General features: G+C 72.1%; 16 protein-coding genes and 3 tRNA genes. 11 read left to right on the top strand and 8 right to left on the bottom strand.

What is annotated here, in order from left to right:
- Positions 1–24: 24 nt before the first annotated feature.
- The 8 genes from kdsB to QFW77_RS15340 all read left to right on the top strand — a co-directional run bounded on the left by kdsB (position 25) and on the right by QFW77_RS15340 (position 6,143).
- Positions 25–801, top strand: coding sequence for a 3-deoxy-manno-octulosonate cytidylyltransferase (gene kdsB, locus QFW77_RS15375; protein WP_280575662.1), 777 nt, complete (start codon positions 25–27; stop codon positions 799–801).
- Positions 802–805: 4 nt separating this feature from the next.
- Positions 806–1,297, top strand: a complete 492-nt coding sequence (locus tag QFW77_RS15370; protein WP_280575793.1) for a low molecular weight protein-tyrosine-phosphatase — start codon at positions 806–808, stop codon at positions 1,295–1,297.
- Positions 1,298–1,336: 39 nt separating this feature from the next.
- Complete coding sequence (locus QFW77_RS15365; RefSeq protein WP_280575661.1) at positions 1,337–2,761, top strand: thioredoxin-like domain-containing protein; 1,425 nt, start codon at positions 1,337–1,339, stop codon at positions 2,759–2,761.
- Positions 2,762–2,879: 118 nt separating this feature from the next.
- Positions 2,880–4,709 carry an excinuclease ABC subunit UvrC gene (gene uvrC, locus QFW77_RS15360; RefSeq protein ID WP_425603359.1) on the top strand — a complete coding sequence of 610 codons (1,830 nt, stop codon included), beginning with the start codon at positions 2,880–2,882 and terminating at the stop codon, positions 4,707–4,709.
- A 341-nt stretch (positions 4,710–5,050) separates the two neighbouring features.
- Positions 5,051–5,695 carry a CDP-diacylglycerol--glycerol-3-phosphate 3-phosphatidyltransferase gene (gene pgsA, locus QFW77_RS15355; protein WP_280575659.1) on the top strand — a complete coding sequence of 215 codons (645 nt, stop codon included), beginning with the start codon at positions 5,051–5,053 and terminating at the stop codon, positions 5,693–5,695.
- Positions 5,686–5,761 (top strand) — tRNA-Gly (locus tag QFW77_RS15350). The genes pgsA and QFW77_RS15350 overlap by 10 nt, the downstream gene beginning before the upstream one ends.
- An 84-nt stretch (positions 5,762–5,845) precedes the next feature.
- A tRNA-Cys gene (locus QFW77_RS15345) sits at positions 5,846–5,919 on the top strand.
- A 137-nt stretch (positions 5,920–6,056) separates the two neighbouring features.
- Positions 6,057–6,143 (top strand) — tRNA-Leu (locus QFW77_RS15340).
- A 43-nt stretch (positions 6,144–6,186) separates the two neighbouring features.
- Here QFW77_RS15340 and QFW77_RS15335 read toward each other — a convergent pair.
- Genes QFW77_RS15335 through QFW77_RS15325 form a run of 3 tightly spaced genes read right to left on the bottom strand, consistent with a single transcriptional unit; the run spans position 6,187 to position 9,172 of the window.
- Positions 6,187–7,194, bottom strand: a complete 1,008-nt coding sequence (locus QFW77_RS15335) for a lysylphosphatidylglycerol synthase domain-containing protein (protein WP_280575658.1) — start codon at positions 7,192–7,194, stop codon at positions 6,187–6,189.
- Positions 7,191–8,396, bottom strand: coding sequence for a cardiolipin synthase ClsB (gene clsB / locus QFW77_RS15330; RefSeq protein ID WP_280575657.1), 1,206 nt, complete (start codon positions 8,394–8,396; stop codon positions 7,191–7,193). Before clsB ends, QFW77_RS15335 begins: the two co-directional genes overlap by 4 nt.
- The gene (locus QFW77_RS15325) at positions 8,393–9,172 is read right to left on the bottom strand and encodes an endonuclease/exonuclease/phosphatase family protein (protein ID WP_280575656.1); all 780 of its coding nucleotides are present in this window, start codon (positions 9,170–9,172) and stop codon (positions 8,393–8,395) included. Before QFW77_RS15325 ends, clsB begins: the two co-directional genes overlap by 4 nt.
- Before the next feature lie 114 nt (positions 9,173–9,286).
- Here QFW77_RS15325 and QFW77_RS15320 point away from each other — a divergent pair, with 114 nt between their 5' ends.
- Both QFW77_RS15320 and QFW77_RS15315 read left to right on the top strand, forming a co-directional pair.
- Positions 9,287–10,564, top strand: a complete 1,278-nt coding sequence (locus QFW77_RS15320) for a nucleotide sugar dehydrogenase (protein ID WP_280575655.1) — start codon at positions 9,287–9,289, stop codon at positions 10,562–10,564.
- Between the two features lie 36 nt (positions 10,565–10,600).
- Positions 10,601–12,223, top strand: a complete 1,623-nt coding sequence (locus tag QFW77_RS15315; RefSeq protein WP_280575654.1) for an FMN-binding glutamate synthase family protein — start codon at positions 10,601–10,603, stop codon at positions 12,221–12,223.
- Positions 12,224–12,442: 219 nt separating this feature from the next.
- Here QFW77_RS15315 and arsC read toward each other — a convergent pair whose 3' ends face one another.
- From arsC to QFW77_RS15290, 5 genes are all read right to left on the bottom strand, one after another.
- Positions 12,443–12,796 carry an arsenate reductase (glutaredoxin) gene (arsC, locus tag QFW77_RS15310; RefSeq protein WP_280575653.1) on the bottom strand — a complete coding sequence of 118 codons (354 nt, stop codon included), beginning with the start codon at positions 12,794–12,796 and terminating at the stop codon, positions 12,443–12,445.
- The gene (locus QFW77_RS15305) at positions 12,793–14,082 is read right to left on the bottom strand and encodes a dicarboxylate/amino acid:cation symporter (RefSeq protein WP_331487964.1); all 1,290 of its coding nucleotides are present in this window, start codon (positions 14,080–14,082) and stop codon (positions 12,793–12,795) included. The genes arsC and QFW77_RS15305 overlap by 4 nt, the downstream gene beginning before the upstream one ends.
- Positions 14,083–14,218: 136 nt before the next feature.
- Complete coding sequence (locus QFW77_RS15300) at positions 14,219–15,067, bottom strand: MurR/RpiR family transcriptional regulator (RefSeq protein WP_280575652.1); 849 nt, start codon at positions 15,065–15,067, stop codon at positions 14,219–14,221.
- Positions 15,068–15,079: 12 nt separating this feature from the next.
- On the bottom strand, positions 15,080–16,177 hold the full coding sequence (locus QFW77_RS15295) for a dipeptide epimerase (protein WP_280575651.1): 1,098 nt from the start codon (positions 16,175–16,177) through the stop codon (positions 15,080–15,082).
- 25 nt (positions 16,178–16,202) lie between these two features.
- Positions 16,203–17,618, bottom strand: a complete 1,416-nt coding sequence (locus QFW77_RS15290; RefSeq protein ID WP_280575650.1) for a C40 family peptidase — start codon at positions 17,616–17,618, stop codon at positions 16,203–16,205.
- A 218-nt stretch (positions 17,619–17,836) separates the two neighbouring features.
- On the opposite strand from QFW77_RS15290, the gene QFW77_RS15285 reads away from it, so the two are divergent.
- Complete coding sequence (locus QFW77_RS15285; protein ID WP_280575649.1) at positions 17,837–19,312, top strand: transglutaminase-like domain-containing protein; 1,476 nt, start codon at positions 17,837–17,839, stop codon at positions 19,310–19,312.
- Positions 19,313–19,335 lie beyond the last annotated feature (23 nt).

Here is a 19,335-nt window from a genome sequence, read left to right as displayed (position 1 = left end):
CGGCGCCATGCGAGAATTCGGCGCATGAGCGCGGTTCCCGATTTCGTCGTCGCCATCCCCGCCCGGCATGACGCCACCCGGCTGCCGGGCAAGCCGTTGCGTCCGCTGGGCGGCGAGCCGCTGGTGCTGCACGTGGCGCGGCGCGCGCTGGCCGCCGGCGCGCGCGAGGTCTGGGTGGCCACGGACGACGCGCGCGTGGCCGCCGCGCTCGAGACGGCGCCGGTGCGGGTGGCGATGACCGGCACCGGCCACCGTTCCGGCACCGACCGGCTGGCCGAATGCGCCGACATCGCCGGCTGGGACGCGGACACGATCGTGGTCAACCTGCAGGGCGACGAGCCGTTCGCCCCGGCCGCGGGCATTCGCGCCGCGGCCGCGCTGGTGGCGGGCAGCGGCGCGCCGATGAGCACGCTGGCGGCCGCCATCGAGGATGCGGCGGAGCTGTTCGACCCCAACACCGTGAAGCTGGTACGCGCCGCCAGCGGCGACGCCATCTACTTCAGCCGCGCGCCGGTGCCGTGGCCGCGCGACGCCTTCGCCGCCGACCGCGACCGCCTGCCGGCCGAGGGGCAGTGGTGGCGCCACATCGGCATCTACGGCTACCGCGCCGGCTTCCTGCGCCGGTTCGCGGCGCTGCCGCCGGGGCGGCTCGAGCAACTGGAGGCGCTGGAGCAGCTGCGCGCGCTCGAGGCCGGCCACCGCATCGCGGTGGCGCCGACCCCGGAACCGTTCCCGCCCGGCGTCGACACGCCCGAGGATCTGCAGCGCGCCGCGGCCAGGCTGGAACGGTCCGGTGGCTGAGCCGCTGCAGCTGCTGGTGGTCTGCCTGGGCAACATCTGCCGTTCGCCGATGGCCGAAGGCGCGCTGCGCGCGCGTCTCCAGCGTGCCGGCCTGGAGCACGTGCAGGTCGATTCGGCGGGGACCGGCGACTGGCACGTGGGCGAGCCGCCCGATCGGCGCGCCATCGCCACCGCGGCGCGCCACGGCGTGGACATCGCCGGGCTGCGCGCCCGCCAGCTCCAGGCGGCCGACTACCGCCGTTTCGACTGGCTGCTCTGCGCCGACCTGCAGAACCTGCGCGACGTCCAGGCACGGCGCCCGGACGGCGGCGGCGCCCGGATCGATCTGTTCACGCGCTGGTCGGGGCACGATCTCGGTGGAGGCGACGGGGCGATCCCCGACCCCTACACCGGCGGCGAGGAGCATTTCGAGCACGTCTGGTCGGTGGTGGACGCCGCGGCCGGGGCGGCGGTCCGGCGGCTGCGGGGCGCCGCCGTATCCCGGGGGCGGGATTGACGCATAATCGGGCCGGAGAGGACGCTGGCTGACCAATCGATGGATGCGCAGATCGCCCCGGAGTTTCCGGACTCGCTGGACTGGCTGAACCTGACCGAGCCGCTGCGCATGGCGCAGCTGCGCGGCAAGGTCTGCGCGCTCGCCTTCGTCAACGCCGGCTCGGCCTGGTCCAGCCAGCGCCTGAACGACCTCGCCCATCTGCACGCGCGCCACGGCGAGCGCCTGAACGTGGTGGCGGTGCACCTGCCCAAGTTCGAGCACGAGCGCGACCCGCGCCGGGTGGCAAAGCGGCTGCGACGGCAGAAGATCGATTTTCCCATCGCCCACGATCCGGATTGGGCGATGTGGCAGCACTACGGCATCGAGGCGTGGCCCACCGTGGTGCTGATCGACGGCGAGGGCCGGGTCCGCGAGCGGGTGGTCGGCGACGGGCCGGTGCGAGAGCTGGACGCCCGGGTCGGTGCGCTGGTGGCCGACCTGGTGCCGCAGTCGCGCAACCCGCGCCCCATCGTCCTGCGCCGCGCCGGCGAGCCGGCGCTGCCGCTGCGCTTTCCGGTGGGCCTGGCGCTTTCGGGAAACTACCTCTACGTCGCCGACAGCAATCACCACCGCATTCTCGAGTGCGACCAAGGCGGCAGGGTGCTGCGCCAGTTCGGCAGCGGCGGTCCGGGTTTCATCGACGGCCCGATGGAACTGGCTGCGTTCAACCGCCCCCAGGGCATCGCGGTGGAGCGCGACCTGCTGTACGTGGCCGACGGCGGCAACCATGCGGTGCGCAGGATCCAGCTGCGCACCGGCGACATCGATACGGTGTTCGGCGCCGGCCGCCGCGGCACCGCAGGCGATTGCACCGTGGGCGATCCCCGCGCGGTGGTGATGGACCAGCCGCGCGCGGTGGCGATGGCGGGCGGGCGGCTGTTCGTCGCCACCAGCGGCGACAACCGCATCTGGTGCTACGACCTGGGCAACCACCAACTGCACTGCCTGGCCGGCTCCGGGGCGCTCGATCTGGTCGACGGCAAGGGCGCCGAGGCGGCCTTCGCCGAGCCGGTGGCGCTGGCCGCGGTGCAGCAGATGGTCTACGTCTGCGATGCCGCCGGGTCGGCGATCCGCAGCGTCAATGCCCGCACCGGCCAGGTGCAGACCCTGCTCGGGCAGGGCGCCTGGGAATTCGGCCACGCCGACGGCAAGCGCATCGACGCGCGGCTGCAGCAGCCGCAGGCGATCGCCCTGGATCCCGACGCGCCGCGGCTGTGGATCGCCGACAGCGGCAACGACAGCCTGCGGGTCCTGCGCCTGGGCGGCGGCGAGCTGAGCCGTTTCGAGCTGCCGCGGCCGCTGCACGCGCCCTCGGGGCTGGTGGTGTCCGGCGGGGTGGTGTGGATCGCCGACACCGACGCCCACGCGGTGCTGCGCCTGGAAACGGCCACCGGCGACCTGCACCACATCCCGATCGGCGAATGATGGGCCCGGGCGCGACGCGCCAGCACCGGCAGCGGTGCCGTCGCGGGCGGCATTGCCGGCCGGTCGCGGCCGCCATCGCGTTGCGGCGTGCCGGCGCATGAGCGCGTCCACCGATGGCATGCCGCCGCCGGAGGGGTTCGACGGCAAGGCCTTCGTCGCCAGCCTGAGCAACGCCCCGGGGGTGTACCGGATGCTCGCGGCCGACGGCGCGGTGCTCTACGTGGGCAAGGCCGCCTCGCTGCGCAAGCGCGTGGCCAACTACTTCAGCGCTTCGCCCAAGCCCACCCGGATCATGGCGATGCTGGCGCAGGTGGCGGCGATGGAGGTGACGGTCACCCGCAACGAGGTCGAGGCGCTGCTGCTCGAGAATCAGCTGATCAAGTCGCTCAAGCCGCGCTACAACGTGATGCTGCGCGACGACAAGAGCTATCCCTACGTGCTGCTGACCCAGGAGGACTGGCCCCGGCTCGCGTTCCACCGCGGTGCGCGCGGCATCCCGGGGCGCTATTTCGGTCCCTATCCCAGCGCCAGCACCGTGCGCGAGACGCTCAACGTCATGCACAAGCTGTTCCGGCTGCGCAGCTGCGAGGACAGCGTGTTCCGCAACCGTTCGCGGCCGTGCCTGCAATACCAGATCGGCCGCTGCAGCGCGCCGTGTGTGGGGCTGGTGTCCGGCCCGGACTACGCCGCCTCGGTTCACCGCGTGGCGCTGTTCCTGGACGGCCGCAGCGACGAGCTGACCGACGAGCTCAACGCCGCCATGGAGCGCGCCAGCGCCGGGCTGGAGTTCGAGGAGGCGGCGCGGCTGCGCGACCTGGTCGCCTCGATCCGCGGCCTGCAGGCGCGCCAGTACGTCGACGGCCGGGTCGCCGACCTGGACGTACTGGCCTGCGCGATGCAGGGCAGCAGTGCCTGCGTCCTGCTGCTGGCGTTCCGCGACGGCCGCAACCTCGGCACCCGCGCCTTCTTCCCGCGCACCAGCGGCAGCGAGGACCCCGCCGAGGTGCTCTCGGCGTTCGTCTCGCAGTACTACGCCGAGCAGCCGCCGCCGCGCGAGATCGTCCTCGACCGCGCCATCGACGACGCCGCCCTGCTCGAGCAGGCGCTCTCCCAGACCGCCGGGCGGCGGGTCCAGGTGCGGGCCAGCGTGCGCGGCGAGCGTGCCAGCTACGTCGACCTGGCGCGGCGCAACGCCGCCGCGGCCCTGGCCAGCCGGATCGACAGCCAGTCGGCGCAGGCGGCACGGCTGGAGGCGCTGCGGGCGCTGCTCGAGCTGGGGGAGGCCCCGCAGCGCATCGAGTGCTTCGACATCAGCCATACCATGGGCGAAGCCACCGTGGCCTCGTGCGTGGTGTTCGGCCCGGAGGGGCCGGTGCGTTCCCAGTACCGGCGCTACAACATCGCGGGCGTGGCGCCCGGCGACGACTACGCCGCCATGCACCAGGCGCTGACCCGGCGCTTCCGGCGCGCCGCGGAGCAGGGCGGTGTGCTGCCGGACCTGCTGCTGATCGACGGCGGCGCGGGTCAGGTGGCGCAGGCGCGCGCGGTGCTGGGCGAGCTGGGGATCGGCGGGGTGACCCTGGTCGGCGTGGCCAAGGGTGAGGCGCGCCGCGCCGGCCACGAGGCCCTGCTGCTGCCGGACGGCCGCGAGCTCCGTCCGGGCCCGGACGCGCCCGGGCTGCAGCTGGTCCAGCAGGTGCGCGACGAGGCCCACCGCTTCGCCATCACCGGGCACCGGGGGCGGCGCCAGAAGGCGCGCACCGTGAGCCGGCTGGAGGACATCGCCGGGATCGGCCCGCGCCGGCGTGGCAGCCTGCTGCGGCATTTCGGCGGCCTCGGCGGGCTCAAGGCCGCCAGCGCCGAGCAGATCGCCCAGGTGGAGGGCATCAACGCGGCGCTCGCCGGCCGCATCTATGCCAGCCTGCACGGCCTCGACGCCGCGGACTGAGACGACCTGCGCCGCCCATTTCCGTAGGAGCGTGCCATGCACGCGAAGGCCGGCGCGGTTGGCGGGCACCGGCGCTCCCCGCCGATACCATCGGGCATGCCCGCGGCCTTCGCGGCCGTCGGCCGCTCGTACGGAGCAGCCGCGCGCCGGATCCGCGTGGCCCGGGCCGTTGACGGCCCGCCCGGTAGGGAACGCGCGGCGTGAGCGCCTCCGCATCCGCGAGGAGCGTTCCTGCAGGCCCCGCGCACGCGCCGTAGAATGGCGGTGCCGCTGCGGCGCGCGCGCGTCCGCCAGTCCAGGCGGCCGGTGGCGCGGGTTCGCAGGCGCAAGACGAGCCCCGGATGAAGCTGACCATACCCACCTGGCTGACCCTGCTGCGGATCCTGATGATCCCGCTGCTCGTGGTGGTGTTCTACCTGCCGTTCGGCTGGACCAACTTCGCCTCGGCCGTGATCTTCGGGCTGGCCGCCATCACCGACTGGCTGGACGGCTGGATCGCCCGGCGCTACCACCAATATTCGGCATTCGGCGCCTTCCTGGACCCTGTGGCGGACAAGCTGATGGTGGCGGTGGCGCTGTTCCTGATCGTGCAGGGCCACCCAACGCCGTGGATGGCGTTCTGGGCGGCGGTGATCGTCGGCCGCGAGATCGCGGTCTCGGCGCTGCGCGAGTGGATGGCCGAACTGGGCCAGCGCGCCACCGTGCGGGTGGCCTCGATCGGCAAGGTCAAGACGGTGGTGCAGATGCTGGCGCTGCTGTGCCTGCTGTACTCGGTGACCCCGGAGCGGCCGCCGCGGCCCACCCCGTGGCTGGGCGAGCCGATCTTCCATATCGGCGACTGGCTGTTGGCCGCCGCCGCGCTGCTGACGCTGTGGTCGGGGCTCCTCTACCTGCGCGCGGCGTGGCCGGTCCTGCGCGCCGGCGAGGGCGCCGCAGTTGACACGCCGCCGGCGGAAGGTAAAATTCCGCCTCCTCCGCGGGAATAGCTCAGTTGGTAGAGCACGACCTTGCCAAGGTCGGGGTCGCGAGTTCGAGTCTCGTTTCCCGCTCCAGGTTTCGCAACAGAACCCCGCTCGCGGGGTTTTGTTTTGTCGGCGCCCGCCGGGCGATTTCCGATAGACTGTTTGGACGTCACCGGCCTGGTGGCAGAGTGGTCATGCAGCGGCCTGCAAAGCCGTGTACGCCGGTTCGATTCCGACCCAGGCCTCCACCGGATCAGCGCCGAAGGCCCCTTGCGGGCCTTCTCGCGCCCCCTGACGGCATGCGCGGGCGGCCGACCCCGCGGACGCGGGCGGGCCAGGCGGGGTTCCACCCGCCGCCGCGCTCGGGCACGCTAGCGCAGCACCCGCCCGGGTGGCGAAACTGGTAGACGCAAGGGACTTAAAATCCCTCGGCCGCAAGGCCGTGTCGGTTCGATCCCGACCCCGGGCACCAAGCCGCTGCCGCCCGCGGCTGGACCGGCCGATCGCCGCTGGCGCTAGAGGCCGTTGCCTGCCCGGCCGACCGGCGGTGCCCGGCCGCCGCCCTGGCGTCCACGGGCGAGACGCAGGCCGCCGGCCTCGATCCCCAGGTAGGCGACCACCGCGAACAGCAGCGGTGCGAGGTAGTAGATGGCCCGATAGACCAGCAGCGCGGCGATCAGCTGCTCCTGCCCGATGCGGGCGCCGAGCAGCGCGAGGAATGTCGCTTCCAGCGCGCCCAGGCCGGCGGGGACGTGGACCAGGGCGGCGAACACGGCACCGGCCAGCAGCGTGCCGAGCACCACGGGATAGGCCACCTCGGCGCCCAGCAGCACGAACACGATCGCGGAGATCGCCAGCCAGTTGAGCGAGGACAGCCCCAGCTGCGCCAGCGCCAGCGGAAGCGACGGCAGCCGGTACGCGTGTCCGCGCAGCCGCAGCACCCGCTGCCGTGCGCCGGCACACGCCGCCAGATACCCCGCCACCAGCGCCAAGGCGGCCGCGCCCGCCGCGCGCAGCCAGGCCGCGGGCACCCCGGCGGCCTCGGCCAGCGCTCCGGGCTGGAACGCCAGCAGCGCCCCGGCGAGCGCCGCGTAGCCGAGCCAGTTGGAGACGATGCTGAAGGCGACGACGCGGGCGATGACGGCGCCATCGACCCCCGCGCGCAGGTACATCCGGACCCTGAAGCCGATACCGCCGATCAGGGCGCCGAGGTTGAGATTGAACGCGTAGCTGATCAACGCCGCCCGCAACACCCGACCGGTGGAGAGGTCGTGGCCGGCATAGCGGCGTGCGGCCAGGTCGTAAGCGCCGTACAGCAGGTAGCTCGCCACCGCCAGCCCCGCTGCCGCCGCCAGCCGCGAGGGCGGGTAGCCGGCCACGGCGGTGCCGACCTCGCGCCAGTCCACCGCCCCGGCGTAGCGGATCAGCGCGAACGCCACCGCCGCCAGCAGCAGCAGGGCGAATCCCCGGCCCAGGCCACCGCGCACCCGGGACCAGGCACCGGCCGCGTCGGTCCTGCTCACGCTTCGCTCGCCGGGTCCGCGGCCACCAGCACCACCCGGGGCGTGTGCGCCGGCAGCAGCCCGGCCCATGTCGGGAACCGACGCTGCGCGTGGTAGAGCACCGGTGCCATCAGGGTGCGCCAGAGACGGCTTCGCGGCAGCGACCGCGCCTCGACCCGCCGGCAGTCCTGCCGGCGCAGCGCGTCCAGGCGACGGCGCAGGTCCCGGGCCAGTCCGCGATCGCGAACGAACACGTTCGCCTCCAGGTTCAGCGACAGGCTCAGCGGGTCGAGGTTGCTCGAGCCGATCGTCGTCCATTCGTCGTCGACCAGCGCCACCTTGCCGTGGAACGGCCGCCTGCAGTACTCGTAGATCTCGACCCCGGCGCCGACCAGGTCCGGATACAGCATGCGCGCGGCCGACAGCGCGATGGGCATGTCGGGTTCGCCCTGGACGATCAGCGAGACCCGTACGCCGCGCCGCGCGGCGTCGCGCAGGTCGCGCATGAAGCCGTAGCCGGGGAAGAAGTACGCGTTGGCGATGATCAGGTCGCGTTCGGCGGCGCGGATCGCGGCGCGGTAGGCGTCCTCGATCGCGGTCGAGTTGCCGGCATTGTCGCGGACCAGGAACATGGCTTCGGCATCGCCCGCCGCGGCCCGGCCGGCCGCCGGCGGATGACGCCAGGAATCGCCGCGATCGCGGCCGTGCATCGCCCCGGCCACGAAGTCGTGGATGTCGGCCACCAGCGGACCCTCGATCTCCAGCGCGTAGTCCTGCTTCGACTCGGGCCCCGAGTCCGCCAGGTGATCGCAGCCGTAGTTGATGCCGCCGACCAGCGCGCGCTCGCCGTCGACCACCAGCAGCTTGCGGTGCATCCTGTGGAACACGTTCAGGCGCATGCCGAACAGGGTGCGGCGCGGGTCGAACAGCCGGCACTTCACCCCGGCCGCGGCCAGTTCCGCCAGGAAGGACCCGGAAAGGCCGTACGAACCGTAGCCGTCGAGGGTCATCTCGATGACCACCCCGCGCCGCGCCGCGGCCAGGAGGTGGTCGCGCAGCTCCAGGCCGACCCGGTCCTCGAACAGGATGAACGTCTCCAGCAGCACCTCGCGCCGCGCCGCGGCGATCGCCTCGAACGCGCGCGGGAAGAACTCCTCGCCGTTCTCGAGCAGCCGCACGCGGTTGCCGGGCCGCCATGGTTCGCGCGCCCGTCCGAGCCTCACGGGCCGGGCTCCGCGCCGCTCCGTGGGTCCGTCGCTACGCCGACGCTCGCCGCCAGGGTGGCGTGGTCGGACAGGTGCGCCCACGGGGGCTTGGCCAGCACCACGGCCTCGTGCACCTGCACGTTGCGCACGTAGATGCGGTCGAGCGGCAGCAGCGGCCAGCGCACCGGAAAGGTGCGGGCCAGTCGCCCGCGGGTTTCCAGGTGCGCCTCGCGCAGGCCGCAGCGTTCGAGCAGCGCGTGGCCGCGCGCCCGCCAGTCGTTGAAGTCGCCGGCGACCAGCAGCGGCGCGCCGGCCGGCACCTCGCTCTCGAGCACCTCGCACAGCAGTCCGAGCTGGCGCCGCCGGTGGCCTTCGCGCAGACCGAGGTGGGTGCAGATGGCGTGCACGGCGGTGGCCGTGCCGGGCACCTGAAGCACGCAGTGCAGCAGGCCACGCCCCTCCGCGCCAGTGATCGAGACGTCGCGGTTGACCTCGGACACGATCGGGAACTTGGAGAGCAGGGCGTTGCCGTGGTGGCCCTCCGGATAGGCGGCGTTGCGGCCATAGGCGAACTGCGGCCACAGTTGGTCGGCCAGGAACTCGTAGTGCGGGACCTCCGGCCAGCGCGGCTGGCGGCCGGCATGGCCGCTGTGCGCCCCCATGACTTCCTGCAGGAACACGATGTCCGCCGCCACGGCGCGAATCGCCTGGCGCAATTCCGGCAACACGAAGCGCCTCCTGCCCGCAGTGAAGCCCATGTGGATGTTGGCGGTCAGCAGATTGAGCTGGAGCATGGCCGGAAGCATGGCACGGCGGGCGTGGAGGGTTTGACTTCACCTGGCGTAGGTTGTCGAATGCCCGCTCCCGGCGCGCGGCGCGCGCCACCCGCCACCCGCCCCGGAGCCCGCATGCTCGATCCCACAGCCGCACGCATCGGCATCATCGGCTTGGGTTACGTCGGGTTGCCGCTGGCGGTGGAGTTCGGCCGCGGCCACGACACCGTCGGCTACGACATCGACGCGACGCGCGTAGACGAGCTGCGTGCCGGGCGCGACCGTACCTGCGAAATCGAGCCGGGCGAGCTGGCCGAGGCCAGGCGCCTGCGATGCAGCGCGGACCCATCCGACCTGCGCGACCGCAACGTCTACGTCGTCACCGTGCCCACTCCGATCGACGCGCAGCAGCGGCCAGACCTTCGCCCGCTGCAGCAGGCCAGCGAGCTGCTCGCTGGTCTGCTGGCGCCCGGCGACCTGGTGATCTACGAGTCCACGGTGTACCCCGGCACCACCGAGGAGATCTGCGTGCCGATCCTGGAGCGCGGTTCCGGGTTGGCGTTCAACCGCGATTTCTTCTGCGGCTACAGCCCGGAAAGGATCAATCCGGGCGACCGCCACAGGCGCCTGGCCGACATCCCCAAGATCACCTCCGGTTCGACCGCCGAAGCCGCAGACGCGGTGGATGCCCTGTACGCGCGGATCATCGGCGCCGGCACCCACCGCGCATCGTCGATCCGGGTGGCCGAGGCGGCCAAGGTGGTCGAGAACATCCAGCGCGACGTCAACATCGGCTTGATCAACGAGCTGGCGATGATGTTCGACCGGCTCGGAATCGACACGCTGGAGGTGCTGGAGGCCGCCGGCACCAAGTGGAACTTCCTGCCGTTCCGGCCGGGTCTGGTCGGCGGCCACTGCATCGGCGTGGATCCCTACTACCTCACCCACAAGTCGGAATCGGTGGGCTACCACCCGGAGCTGATCCTCGCCGCGCGCGCGATCAACAACCGCGTCGGCGCCCACGTCGCGCTGCGCGTGGCCGGTCTGCTGGGCGAGCGCGGCGTGCCGGTGGCCGGCGCGCGGGTGCTGGTGCTGGGGCTGACCTTCAAGGAGAACTGCCCGGACCTGCGTAACAGCCGCGTCGTCGACGTGATCGACGGCCTGAAGCTGGCCGGGGCACGGGTGGATGCACACGATCCGTGGGCCGAGCCGGACGCGGCGCGGCGCATGCTCGGTATCGATCCGGTCGCATCGCCCGAGGCCGGGGCCTACGATGCGGTGGTGCTCGCGGTGGCGCACCGGGCCTTCCGCGAAATGACGGTCGCGCAGATCCGGGCGCTCGGCCGGCCGGGGGCGGTTGTCTACGACGTGAAGTCGGCGTGGCCGCGAGAAGCCGTGGCCGCGCGGCTGTAGACTGCGGCGCATGGATCGGAACGACCCCGGCCCGCGGTGAGCCGCTACCTCGCCTACTGGAGCAGCATCGCGCTGCTGCTGGCTTCGCTGCTGCTGGCGCTGCGCTGGCCGGGTTGGGCCTGGGTGGCGGCGGTGGCGGCGGTGCTGGTGGCGGTCGGTACCCGGGACCTGCTGCAGAGGCACAGCACCTTGCGGCGCAACTATCCGCTGCTGGCGCACTTCCGCTACGGGCTGGAATCGATCGGCCCGGAGATGCGCCAGTACTTCATCGAGGGCGATACCGCCGAGGTGCCGTTCTCGCGCCAGCAGCGCGCGCTGGTCTACCAGCGCGCCAAGTCGGTCAGCGACGTGCGCCCGTTCGGCAGCCAGCAGGGCGTGTACGACGTCGACTACGAGTGGCTCAACCACTCGATGGCGCCAAGCGCGATCGAGTCGCACGACTTCCGCATCATGATCGGCGGCGGCAGCGCGCAGCCCTACGATGCCAGCGTGTTCAGCATCTCGGCGATGAGCTTCGGCTCGCTCTCGCCCAACGCGATCCGCGCGCTCAACGCCGGGGCCAAGGCCGGCGGCTTCTACCACGACACCGGCGAGGGCTCGATCTCCAGCTACCACCGCGAGCACGGCGGCGATCTGGTCTGGGAGATCGGCTCCGGCTACTTCGGCTGCCGCGACGCCAACGGCCGGTTCAGCGAGGAGGTCTTCGCCGCCAACGCCACCGCGCCGCAGGTGAAGATGGTGGAGCTCAAGCTCTCGCAGGGCGCCAAGCCGGGCAAGGGCGGGATGCTGCCGGGGGCGAAGGTGACCGCCGAGATCGCCGCCGCGCGCGGGGTGCCGGTGGGCGTGGACTGCATCTCGCCGGCGCGGCATTCGGCGTTCTCGACCCCGACCGGCCTGCTGCGCTTCGTGGCGCGGATGCGCGAACTCTCCGGCGGCAAGCCCGCCGGCTTCAAGCTCGCCATCGGCCATCCCTGGGAATGGTTCGGCATCGCCCGCGGCATGCTCGAGACCGGCGTGCTGCCGGACTTCATCGTCGTCGACGGCGCCGAGGGCGGCACCGGGGCGGCGCCGGCGGAGTTCATCGACCACGTCGGCCTGCCGATGCACGAGGCGCTGATGCTGGTGCACAACACCCTGGTGGGCCTGAACCTGCGCGAGCGGGTGCGGCTGGGGGCGGCAGGGCGCATCACCAGCGCCTTCGACATCGCCCGCACCATGGCGATGGGCGCGGACTGGTGCAATTCCGGGCGCGGTTTCATGTTCGCGACCGGCTGCATCCAGGCCCAGAGCTGCCACAACGACCAGTGCCCGACCGGCGTGGCCACCCAGGACCCGTCGCGCTGGCGGCACCTCGATGTGGCCGACAAGGGCGAGCGGGTGCGGCGCTACCACGACAACACCCTGCGGGCGCTGCGCGATCTGCTCGCCGCCGCGGGGCTGGAGCACCCGCAGCAGCTCGGTCCCGAACACATCCTGCGGCGGGTCACGCCGACCGAGATCCGTTCGCTGGCCGCGCTCTACCGCTTCCTCGAGCCGGGCGAGCTGCTGCACGGCGCACCGGAACACGCCGTGTTCAAGGCATTCTGGGCCGAGGCCCGCAGCGACTCCTTCGCCCCGCCCGAGCGCATCCGCCGCCTGCGCGACACCAAGTCCCGATAGGAGCGGCCCATGGCCGCGAATCGCCGCGACCGGCGAGCCCGCCATTTCCACCAGGTCCGAATCATCAGCCGCTGCCGTGGATGCTTCCGCGGTCTTCGCGGCCATGGGCCGCCCCGCCGAAGCGTGGCGCCCTCGTAGGAGCGTGCCATGCAAGCGAAGACCGGCGCCGCCGGACGCGCCCGCGATCGCCGCCGAGGCCGGGCCCGACCGCGGCGCGCCTCAGCCGAGCAGCTCGAGTACCCGCTCAGGCGGGCGGCCGATCACAGCCCGACCGCCGTGGACGAACAGCGGACGCTCGATCAGGCGGGGGTGCGCCACCATTGCCGCCACGATCGCATCTTCGCCCAGCGCGGGATCGGCAAGCCCCAGCTCGGCGTATTCCGCCTCGCCGGGGCGCAGCAGCCCGCGCGCCGGGCTGCCGAGCCGGCGCAGCATTTCGCGTAGCTCGGCGGCATCCGGTGGGTCGTCCAGGTAGCGCACGATCCGCGGTTCGATGCCGCGCTTCCGCAGCAGCTCCAGGGCCGCGCGCGACTTGGAGCAGCGCGGGTTGTGCCAGAAGACCGCCGCTGTCACGGCGCCGCCTCCTCGGCCGCGCCGGGGACGTGACCGGTGCGCCGCGCCACCACCCCGGTGGCCGCGACGTCGGCGGTGGTGTTGGCGACGGTGGCGAACACGTCGGGGATCGTGTCGACCGCCAGCAGTACGCCCAGCGGCTCCACCGGCAGCCCCATGGCCTGGGTCACCGGCATGTTGGTGGTCATGAAGCTGACCTGCCCGGGAAGCCCCACCGAGCCCATGCTGATCACCACGCTCAGCCCCACCGCCACCGCGAGCTGCGCCGCGGTCAGGTCGATCCCGTACATCCAGGCGATGAACACCGCGACGCTGAGGTACTGCACCGGGCTGGCGATACGGAACAGCGAGACCGCCATCGGCAACACCAGCGAGGTCACCGCCAGCGGGTAGCCGAGCCGGACCCGGGCGCTGTCGATCATCACCGGCAGCGACGCCAGCGACGACTGCGAGCTGGCGGCGATCGCCTGCACCGGCAGCAGCGCCGCGGCGAAGCGGCCGAGCCGCTCGCCCGCGAACAGCACCGCCACCAGGTACATCAGCAGGGTGATGGCGACGTACAGCGCGCACTGCAGCAGGATGTAGTAGGCCAGCGCGCTGAGCATACCCAGCCCGACCCGGGCGCACACCGCGAACACCAGCGCGAACACCCCCAGCGGCGCCGCCCACAGCACCCAGCGCACGATCACGATCATGGTGTCGCCGATGCTGCGCACCAGTTCGAGCATGCGGGTGCGGCGCTCGGGCTCCAGCCGGGTGAGGGCGAAGCCGAAGAACATCGAGAACACCACCAGCGGCAGCATCGCGCTGGCAGCTGCGGCGGCGATGGCGTTGCTGGGGATCACGGTGACCAGCCATTCGCCGAACCCGGGGGCGTCGGGCAGCGTTTCCGGCGCCTGGATCGCGGCGCGGAACGCGGTCACCAGCGAATCGTCGCGCGGCATCAGCGACAGGAACGCCGGGGAGGCGAGGGCGGCGAACGCGCCGCACACGGTGAGCAGGATCGCGAACACCGCCATCGCCACCCGCGCGGTGCGGCCCGATGCCGCCGCGTCGCTGGCGGCGTTGATGCCGACCACCACCAGCGCCGCCACCAGCGGCACCACCGTCATCTGCAGCGCGTTGAGCCACAGCCGGCCGATCGGCTGCACGATGTCGGCGATCCGCAGCGCCAGTGGCTGGTCCCAGGCCGCGAGCGCGAGCCCCAGGACGGCGCCGGCGGCCAGTGCGAGCAGCACCCGCGCGGGCGTGGACAGGCGGGAGGGCTTGGCGTTCGGATCGGTCATCGGCGGCATCGGTCGGGAGTGAAGGGCAAGCTTGCCATGGCGCGCGCGCGAGTGCGGGTCCGGGTCCGGGTCCGGGGCGACCGCGCGCAACGGCGGGCGGTTGGCGCGGGCAAGCCGCCCGGTCGGCCGGACACGGTCAGGTTTCCAACAGCTGGCGCATGCGCGCGGCGTTGCGGTCGAGCAGCTGCATGCGTTCCTCCGCGTGCTCGCACAGCAGCATGAACACCAGGTCCAGCAGGTGCTGCAGCGCCGACTGGTAAAGCAGCTGTTCGATGTGCGAGCGCTCGTCGTGGCCGGACACCAGCAGCGCCTGGTCGGCCTGCGCGCGCAGGGGATTGGCGCTGTGGCGGGTCACGCTGACCACCGTGCCGATGCGCTCGCGGAACAGCCGGCTCAGCTCGCATAGCGCGGTGCGCTTGCCGTGCTCCGAGAACACCACCAGCACGTCGTCGCGGCCGGCGTTGGCCAGGCTGGTCGGCATCAGCACCGGATCGAAGTGGAATACCGCCAGGATCCCGGCCTCCGACAGCCGCAAGGTGAAGCCGCGCGCGGCGATGCTGTCGTGGCCCAGCCCGATCACGAACACGGTGCGTGCGCGGTGGATGGCGTCGGCGATGGCGTCCAGCGTCTCGGGCGGATTGAGCAGCCGCGTCTCCCGCTCGGCGTTGGATTTCGCCTGCCACAGCGCCTCGGCCATGGCGTCATGGCGGTCGCCGTCGCCGGCCGCGCGGCCGCCGGTTTCGCCCTGGCCGTCGCTGCGCGCCATGTCCTCGCCGATCGCGTACTTCAGGTCGGGGTAGCCCTTGTAGCCGAGCTTCTGGCTGAACTTGACCACGCTGGACTGGCTGACCTCCAGCGCGTTGGCCAGCTGCTGCGAGGAGTAGTCGCGCAGCAGGTGGGCGTTGTCGAGGATGAAGTCGGCGATGCGCCGCTCGATCGCCGACATCTGGTCGCGCTGCGAGCGGATCCGGAGCAGCGAGGACATCGCCGGCGCGCCTCAGGCCGCCAGCGGCTCGAGCCCGCGGATGCCGCGGATGCCGAGGCCGGGCGATTCGTCGATGGTGATCTCCGATTCGTTGAAGCGCACGCCGCCCTCCACGGGGTTGAAAGCGCACAGCGACGGCCCGTCCAGGTCGATCTTGCGGATCGTGTCGGCCTTGGCCACCGCCACGTGCACCGCCGCGGCCACGCTGATGCTGGACTCGATCATGCAGCCGATCATGCATTCCACACCATAGACCGAGGCGATGTCGGCGATGCGGATCGCATTGGAGATGCCTCCGGTCTTCATCAGCTTGATGTTGATGATATCCGCCGCGTGCATGCGCAGCAGGTCGATCACCTCGGCCGGGCCGAACACGCTCTCGTCGGCCATGATCGGGGTGTGCACGCGTTCGGTGACGTATTTCAGGCCGGCCAGGTCGCGCGCCTTCACCGGCTGCTCCACCAGTTCCAGCTGCACTCCGGCGTCCTCCAGGGTGCGGATGGCGTAGACCGCCTGCTTGGCGGTCCAGCCCTGGTTGGCGTCCAGGCGCAGCAGCGCGCGGCCCTCGACCGCGGCGTAGATCGCCTTGACCCGCTCCAGGTCGACGCCGATCTCCTTGCCCACCTTGATCTTCAGCGATTCGAAGCCGCGCGCCACCGCGTCCAGCGAGTCGGCGACCATCTTGTCGATGTAGTCGACGCTGATGGTGATGTCGGTGGTGATCACCGGGTCGCCGCCGCCGAGCATCCGGTACAGCGGCGCGCCGTACAGCTGAGCCCACAGGTCGTAGACCGCGATCTCGACCGCCGCCTTGGCGCTGGTGTTGCGCTCGGCGGCGCCCTGGATGCGCTGCACGATGCGGTTGAGGTCGGCGATCTCCATGCCGACCAGCCGCGGCGCGATCAGCTTGTCGATCGCCTCGACGATCGAGCCGTGGGTGTCGCCGGTGATCACCGCGGTGGCGGCGGCCTCGCCGTAGCCGACGTGGCCGCTGTCGGTATGGACGCTGACGATGATGTCCTCGACCGCCTCGACCGTGCGCAGCGCGGTCTTGAACGGGGTCTTCAGCGGCACCCGGAGCATGTCCAGGCGGATCTGGGTGATTTTCATTCGGCTCGGTCCCGGAGGGTTGCGCTCAGCGGATGCGGACGATGGAGGTGATGCGGTCGATGGTGGGGGTGTCCGCGCCGGCCATCAGCGGTTCCAGCGGCGTGACCACCACGCCGTTGAGCGGCATCCGCACCAGTTCGCCGCCGGCGCCCAGGTAGCCGATGCCGGTGGTGTCGTGGATGGTGTAGGTGGTGCCGTGCTCGCGGCCGATGACCATCATCACGTGGCCCGGGATATAGACCAGGTCGCCCACCTGCAGCTTCGCCACCTCGGCCAGTCGTTCCTCGTGGCTCTCCGACCCGTCGAACGCGGTCCTGTCGAGCGCCGGGCTGACGCTCTGGTCGCTGGTGTTGCGCGGCACCTGCACACCCATGCTGCGATAGACCTCGGAGACGAAGCCGCTGCAGTCGCGGGCGTTGTAGGAGTGGCCCCAGCCGTAGCGCTCGCCGAGGAACTTGAAGCCCTGGGCGATGATGTTGGCCGGGGTGAGCGGCAGCGGTTCCGCCGCGACCTCGGCGGTGCGCGGCAGCAGCGCCGGTACCAGTGCCAGCGAGCCGTCGGCGGTGCGCACCGGCAGTTCGATCACGTGTCCGAACAGCGGGTGCTGGCCATGCACCGCGCGGTCCGGCGGCCAGTCCGCCAGCAGCGGTACGCGCACGCCCATGTCCAGCTGCAGTTCGGACACTTCGGGACGTTCCGGGTTGAAGACGGTGCGCACGGTGGCGGCCGTCACCACCAGCGCCGGCGACCTGTCGCGGTAGCCGAGCACCGTGTCGCGCGTGCCCACCGCGACGGCGTCGCGCTCGATCCAGGCCGAGTAGCGGGCGCTGACCACGAACAGCCACGCGCCGTCGCGGCTGGCATGGGCCACCACCACCGCGTCGCCCGGAAACAGCGCGCTTTCCTGGAAGCGGTCGATGTCGGTGTCGCCGGGCCTGCTGAAGACACGGGTATCGTCGGGGAAGGTGCGCAAGGCGGCGCGGCGCACCACCAGGCCGTAGCGGGTGGGCTGGGAACGCGGCACTCCGTCCAGCGCCAGGTTCGCTTCCAGCGCGTCGAAGAACGCCGCCGGCAGCGCCGCGCCGTCCGCGCCGTAGCGCTCGCCCTCCGGGGGCGAGGACAGGGCCGTGATCCACCCGCGCACCTCGCTGCCCGGCAGCGCCCGAGGCAGCGCCGCGATGTCGCGCATCGAGTCGTCGCGTTCGACCAGCGCGGCGTTCTGGCGGGCGATCGCGGCGTCATCGAGATAGAGGCGCCCGGCGGCGTCGCCGAGGCGCCCGATCCAGTAGCCGGGCTCGAGCTGGCGCTCCTCCACGGCGACCACGCCGTGGGCGGGCAGGGCCGCCGCAGCTGCCGGCCCCCGCGCGGCGGCCGGCAGCGGCAGCACGCACGCGCCCAGGGCCAGCGCGAGCAGCAGATGGAACGGTCTGATGGACGTCATGGGATCCCCTCGCTGGGCGCCGCAGTGCGGGCCGGCGACAGTTATGGAATACATTTTTCTCAAAATCAACTTCGAAGGAATAATTTATTGACGCGCCCCTGGGACGATGTTACATAGCCGTGACAGGGGCCACACCGGAAGGGGACATGAGCGTGCGGCGCGAAGCGCACCCGAACACGCCCGCAGCAGCAGGGACCGGCAGGCCGGCACGGCGGGCGATGGCACTGCCCGCGGGCCTCCGTGCCCTCGTCCTGGCCGCGCTGGTCGCCTGTTCGGCCGCTGCCGCGTCGGGCCTCCCGCCGCCGGCGCCGGCCGACGTGGTGGAGATGGTAGACCAGGGCCGCTTCGCCGAAGCCGAGGCGCGGATCGCGGCGCTGCTCGAGGCCCCGGCCACCGCAGTGCCGACCCGCCGCGCGCTGGAATTCCAGCGCGAGCGCATGCGCAGGATCCGCCTCGACTTCGGTCTCGACCGCGCCGCGGCGCTGGCCGCGGTGCGCCGGCAGGCGCCGGACGTGAGCGACGCCGAGTTCGCGGCCTGGGATCGCGAGGGCCTGATCGAGCGCATGACCATCGACGGCCAGACGCGCTACTTCAACCGCTCGATCTCGAACCTGTTCCGGCTCCAGCCGCGCGCGGCCGCGCGCCGCGCGCCACCGGTCCGCCCCTTCGGCCAGGGCCCGTACGAGACGCTGCACCCGCATCACCGCGAAGTGCTGTCCGCGGCCGGTGAAAGCGGCGCGAACAGCGTGGCGCCGCGCCGCGTGCGCATCACCCAATCGCTGGTGGTCGAGGCGGACGCGGTGCCGGCCGGCGAGACGGTGCGTGCCTGGATCCCGTATCCGCGGGCGATCCCGGGGCAGCAGGAGGACATCCTGCTGGTCGACAGCCTGCCCGCCGGTGCGCGGATCGCCCCGGAGGACGCGCTGCAACGGACCGCCTACCTGGAACGCCCGGCGGTGGCCGGAGAGCCGACCCGGTTCTCGGTGGGCTACGAGTTGACGATCCACGCGCGCTACTTCGGGATCGATCCGGAGCGGGTGGTCGCGCCCGAGATCGACGAAGCGCTGGCCCCGTACGTGGCCGAGCGCGCCCCGCACGTGGTGTTCACCGAGGCCATGCGGGAGTACTCGCGCCGGGTGGTCGGCGACGAGACCAACCCGTACCGCATCGCCCGGAAGCTGTTTGCGGCGGTGGACGAGATTCCGTGGGGCGGCGCGCGCGAGTATTCGACCTTGAGCAACATCGGCGCCCACGCCCTGCACGCCGACCACGCCGACTGCGGCCAGGTCACCCTGCTGCTGATCACCCTGTTGCGCTTGAACGGCATTCCGGCGCGCTGGCAGTCGGGCTGGACCTTCTCCGACGAGGAGGTCGGCTACGACAGCATGCACGACTGGGGCTGGCTCTACCTGGCGCCCTACGGCTGGGTGCCGATGGACGTCACCAGCGGCCGGCTGGAGAGCGACGATGCCGGCCTGCGCTGGTTCTATCTCGGCGGGCTCGACGCCTACCGCGTCGCCTTCAACGACGACTGGTCGCAGCCGTTCGTACCGCCAAAGCGGCATTTCCGCTCCGAAACCGTCGACTCGCAGCGCGGCGAGGCCGAGTGGGACGGCGGCAACCTGTATTTCGACCAATGGGACTACGACTTCGAGTGGCGGATCCTGCCGCCGGCCACGGACGAGCGCAACTGACCATCGCCAACCATCACGCACCT

The sequence above is a fragment of the Luteimonas endophytica genome, from assembly GCF_029887875.1.
GTDB classification, from domain to species: Bacteria; Pseudomonadota; Gammaproteobacteria; order Xanthomonadales; family Xanthomonadaceae; genus Luteimonas; species Luteimonas endophytica.
Note: the sequence above shows the minus strand (reverse complement) of the source record. Positions and strands in the feature narration are given on the sequence as shown.

What these genes read in the sequence shown, in the direction of transcription:
- pgsA (WP_280575659.1), top strand. Translation starts at nt 5,051, where the DNA reads ATGAAGCTGACCATACCCACCTGGCTGACCCTGCTGCGGATCCTGATG.
- uvrC (WP_425603359.1), top strand. Translation starts at nt 2,880, where the DNA reads ATGCCGCCGCCGGAGGGGTTCGACGGCAAGGCCTTCGTCGCCAGCCTG.
- QFW77_RS15295 (WP_280575651.1), bottom strand. Translation starts at nt 16,177, where the DNA reads ATGAAAATCACCCAGATCCGCCTGGACATGCTCCGGGTGCCGCTGAAG.
- kdsB (WP_280575662.1), top strand. Translation starts at nt 25, where the DNA reads ATGAGCGCGGTTCCCGATTTCGTCGTCGCCATCCCCGCCCGGCATGAC.
- QFW77_RS15290 (WP_280575650.1), bottom strand. Translation starts at nt 17,618, where the DNA reads ATGACGTCCATCAGACCGTTCCATCTGCTGCTCGCGCTGGCCCTGGGC.
- QFW77_RS15300 (WP_280575652.1), bottom strand. Translation starts at nt 15,067, where the DNA reads ATGTCCTCGCTGCTCCGGATCCGCTCGCAGCGCGACCAGATGTCGGCG.
- QFW77_RS15320 (WP_280575655.1), top strand. Translation starts at nt 9,287, where the DNA reads ATGCTCGATCCCACAGCCGCACGCATCGGCATCATCGGCTTGGGTTAC.
- QFW77_RS15285 (WP_280575649.1), top strand. Translation starts at nt 17,837, where the DNA reads ATGGCACTGCCCGCGGGCCTCCGTGCCCTCGTCCTGGCCGCGCTGGTC.
- QFW77_RS15305 (WP_331487964.1), bottom strand. Translation starts at nt 14,082, where the DNA reads ATGACCGATCCGAACGCCAAGCCCTCCCGCCTGTCCACGCCCGCGCGG.
- QFW77_RS15325 (WP_280575656.1), bottom strand. Translation starts at nt 9,172, where the DNA reads ATGCTCCAGCTCAATCTGCTGACCGCCAACATCCACATGGGCTTCACT.
- QFW77_RS15365 (WP_280575661.1), top strand. Translation starts at nt 1,337, where the DNA reads ATGGATGCGCAGATCGCCCCGGAGTTTCCGGACTCGCTGGACTGGCTG.